We start from the raw sequence: 3675 nt of genomic DNA on the forward strand, positions 1-3675 counted from the left end.
GCGTTACGACAAGCTGGCAAGTAGCTTTAAAGCGATGGTCACACTGGCTTGCATCGAAAGATGCTTGCGGGCTGACTTTTCAGACAAACCCTAAGACATGGTGTGCACTTAAATTTAAGTGGGCACCAGTTCTAGCCTTTTAAGCGGGTATTTCATGCAGCCAACACGCCGTTCCTATTCCAAGTCCTTCAAGGCCCAAGTCATTCAAGAGTGTGCACAGCCCGGCGCTTCGATTGCCAGCGTCGCGCTTGGCCATAGCCTCAACGCAAACCTCGTCCACAAATGGATTCGGCTGCAAGAGCAGAAAAGCCCTGCGCTCCCACCTACATTTATTCCGTTACCCATGCCGCTGGCCGGGGCAAACTCCCATCCAGCATCATCGAATATCTGCGTTGAAATACAGCACCTGCGCGGCACCATCAAAGTGAACTGGCCGGCTGAAAGTGCTGCCGCCTGTGCGACTTTTCTTCGAGACCTTTTGCGATGATCCGCATTGACTCCATCTGGCTCGCCACCGAACCGATGGACATGCGCGCAGGCACCGAAACGACGTTAGCCAAGGTGATCGCCGTGTTCGGTGCGGCGCAGCCGCACTGTGCTTATCTGTTCGCCAACCGCCGCGCNTGGAATATGGCTGGCGGCGCGCCGGTTGAACCAAGGCAAGTTCCATTGGCCTGGCATTCGCCATGGTTCTGAGATGGAACTGGATACCGAGCAACTTCAGGCATTGGTGCTGGGTCTGCCATGGCAAAGCGCAGGCTCTGGAGGCTCGATCACGCTGCTTTAACGGCTGCCATTAGTCTATCGCTCTATCGCCGCGAAGCGCCTGCTCTGGCAAAATCCGGCGCATGACTTCTTATTCCAATCTCGACCAAATGTCCCCCGACCAACTGCGTACTTTGGCAGCGCAGTTGCTGTCGCAAGTCGACAAGATGGGCAAGAAAATCAGCCGCGACCAAACGCTAATCGAGAAACTCACCCACGAGATAGCGCAGCTCAAGCGTTTGAAGTTTGCCAAGCGCAGCGAGCAGATGAATCCTGAGCAGGCCAGTTTGCTCGATGACCTGATCGATACCGATATCGCAGCGATTGAAGTAGAGCTTCAGGCCTTGCATACAGTGCCAGCGGCGACCGAGAAAAAGCAGAAACCCAAGCGCACTGCATTACCGGCTGAGTTTCCACGCACACTGATCCATCACGAACCGGACAACACTCACTGCCCATGCGGCTGCGCCCTCAAGCGCATCGGTGAGGACGTTAGCGAGAAGCTGGACTACACGCCCGGCGTGTTCACCGTCGAACGCCATGTCCGTGGCAAGTGGGTCTGCTATGACTGCGAAACGCTGATCCAGGCACCGGTTCCGGCGCAGGTTATTGATAAAGGCATCCCGACTACGGGCCTACTTGCACACGTCATGATTGCCAAGTTTGCTGACCATCTGCCGCTTTACCGTCAGGAATCGATCTTCGGTCGAGCAGGCTTGGCGATTCCACGTTCGACATTGGCTCAGTGGATTGGCGTGACGGGCGTGCAGTTGCAGCCTCTGGTCGACGCGCTGCGCGAAGTAGTGCTTGGGCAACAAGTCATCCACGCAGATGAAACACCGGTGCATATGCTCATGCCGGGAACAAAGAAAACTCACCGTTCCTATGTGTGGGCCTACGCCACCAGCCAGTTCTCGGACTTGGCAGCGGTGGTTTATGACTTCAGTCCCAGCCGTGCCGGTGAGCATGCTCGCAACTTCCTGCAAGACTGGAGGGGCAAGCTGGTCTGCGACGATTTTGGCGGCTACAAGGCCAGCTTTGAACTCGGTGTGACCGAGATTGGGTGCATGGCCCATGCACGGCGCAAGTTCTTCGACCTTCATGTGGCGAACAAAAGCCAGTTGGCAGAGCAAGCGCTGCACTCCATTGGCGGCTTGTACGAAGTCGAACGGCAGGCCAAGGACATGAGCGATGAAGATCGCTGGCGATTACGCCAGGAAATGGCGGTGCCCATCGCGGAAAAGTTGCATGAGTGGATGCTGGCTCAACGAGCGCTTGTGCCCGAAGGCTCGGCCACGGCCAAGGCACTGGATTACAGCTTGAAACGCTGGGTAGCGCTGACGCACTACCTTGATGACGGGGCCGTACCCATAGATAACAACTGGTGTGAGAACCAGATCCGCCCGTGGGCTCTTGGACGTAAAAACTGGCTCTTCGCAGGGTCGCTACGCAGCGGAAAACGGGCAGCTGCGATCATGAGTCTGATCCAGTCGGCGAGACTGAATGGTCATGATCCGTATGCCTATCTGAAAGATGTACTCACGCGCCTGCCGACGCAGCGCGCAAGTGAGATTAGCGAGCTGCTGCCGCACAGGTGGGCCCCCGTTTAATCGCGCAAGGTGTTTTGGGCTGATGCCTTCCTTGGCATCTACATTTTGCGCCACAACAAAGCAGGAATTGCCCGGATGTAGATTAGCTCGCTGACCAATTCAATCAGCGTTTGAGTAATAACTGCTGCCGCCGCGAGCCCTCTGATTTCATCAGGCAAGGCCAGTGCCAGAGGCAGAACTACCAGTGAATTTCGTGTCGAGCTGCTGAAAGCGACTGATCTTGCCGTGCTGGCCGGCAATTTAAAGCCGCCGGCCACCAGCGCGCCCACCAACGGTGCCAAGAGCATGAAACCAATGTAGACGGGAATAACGGGCAGCAGCTTGTCCATGTCTCTGACCACCGCTGAAATCTGAGAACCGATCACAACGACCAACACAGCCGCCATAGCAGGTACAGGCATCCAAGTCCATGCATCATTCCAGCCCTCAACAATGCTGGATCTCTTTGCCCCGGCAGCCGTTGCTACCGCCAAGACCAGAGGCAAAGCGATCAGCACTACAAAAGCCTCAATAAATGGGCCGATAGATATGGCTACCGCTGAGTTGTTACCCAGCATGAAGGCCAAGTAAAGAGGCAACAACACAAGCTGTAGCAAAAGTAGCAATGGCGTCGCCGCCAGAGTGAGTTTGGAGTCACCCTTACCGATATGGGTAAACACCACCACATAGTCGATACAAGGCGTCAGCAAAACCAACAGGGCACCCACCAAAATCGCAGGGTGATCGGTTAGCCCCATCGTCAATGCCCAGACCAGCAAGGGGATGGCCACGAAGTTGGCAGTCAGCAACGCCGCCATGAAACGCTTATTCGCAAGCCCATTACGGAGATCCAGGAACGGAATCTGTAGAAACATGGCGTACATCAGCACTGCGATGGCGGGTGTCACCATCGCCCCTAGAGCTTGAGACGCATTGGGTGCGAGCAGGCCTCCGACGGCCGCGACAATGACCGCGACGAAATAAACGGGAATCTGGTTCTTCTCTAGCTGTTCTCTGTCCACGAAATGCCCTTCAAACGCGTGAAATTATTTTCTGAAGACAGGTTAATATCTGTAGCTACTACAGATTCAAGAAAATGCTTGGGGAGTTTGCATGTCAGGAATCGGGGCGCTGTCGAAATCAACGGGTTGCCACATTGAAACGATTCGCTACTACGAGAAAATAGGCCTTCTACCTCCAGCTCTGCGGTCGACAGGGCGGCATCGAATCTATACCGAAAAGCATCGTTCAAGACTCGTTGAACCGCCCCGGGTTTCTCGGAGACCCTTTTGTTTGAGTCATGCCACCTGGGCAGACTCGG

General features: G+C 55.4%; 4 protein-coding genes and 2 pseudogenes. 5 read left to right on the forward strand and 1 reads right to left on the reverse strand.

Annotated features, from left to right (window positions below):
* From AO277_RS11840 to tnpC, 4 genes and pseudogenes are all read left to right on the forward strand, one after another.
* Positions 1-94, forward strand: a pseudogene (locus tag AO277_RS11840) (IS5/IS1182 family transposase); the annotation flags it as partial.
* Between the two features lie 60 nt (positions 95-154).
* Positions 155-487, forward strand: a complete 333-nt coding sequence (gene tnpA, locus AO277_RS11845) for an IS66-like element accessory protein TnpA (protein WP_080393751.1) — start codon at positions 155-157, stop codon at positions 485-487.
* A 108-nt stretch (positions 488-595) separates the two neighbouring features.
* Positions 596-697 (forward strand): annotated as a pseudogene (locus AO277_RS29870) (hypothetical protein); the annotation flags it as partial.
* Positions 698-848: 151 nt separating this feature from the next.
* The gene (gene tnpC / locus AO277_RS11855; protein WP_044320112.1) at positions 849-2375 is read left to right on the forward strand and encodes an IS66 family transposase; all 1527 of its coding nucleotides are present in this window, start codon (positions 849-851) and stop codon (positions 2373-2375) included.
* Between the two features lie 38 nt (positions 2376-2413).
* Here the strand turns inward: tnpC and AO277_RS11860 are convergent, their stop codons facing one another.
* Complete coding sequence (locus tag AO277_RS11860) at positions 2414-3376, reverse strand: arsenic resistance protein (RefSeq protein WP_044320111.1); 963 nt, start codon at positions 3374-3376, stop codon at positions 2414-2416.
* A gap of 91 nt (positions 3377-3467) precedes the next feature.
* Here AO277_RS11860 and AO277_RS29700 point away from each other — a divergent pair.
* The coding region (locus AO277_RS29700) for a MerR family DNA-binding transcriptional regulator (RefSeq protein ID WP_180273441.1) at positions 3468-3675 on the forward strand (208 nt) is incomplete at its 3' end.

It is taken from the genome of Pseudomonas amygdali (assembly GCF_002699855.1).
GTDB lineage: Bacteria > Pseudomonadota > Gammaproteobacteria > Pseudomonadales > Pseudomonadaceae > Aquipseudomonas > Aquipseudomonas amygdali.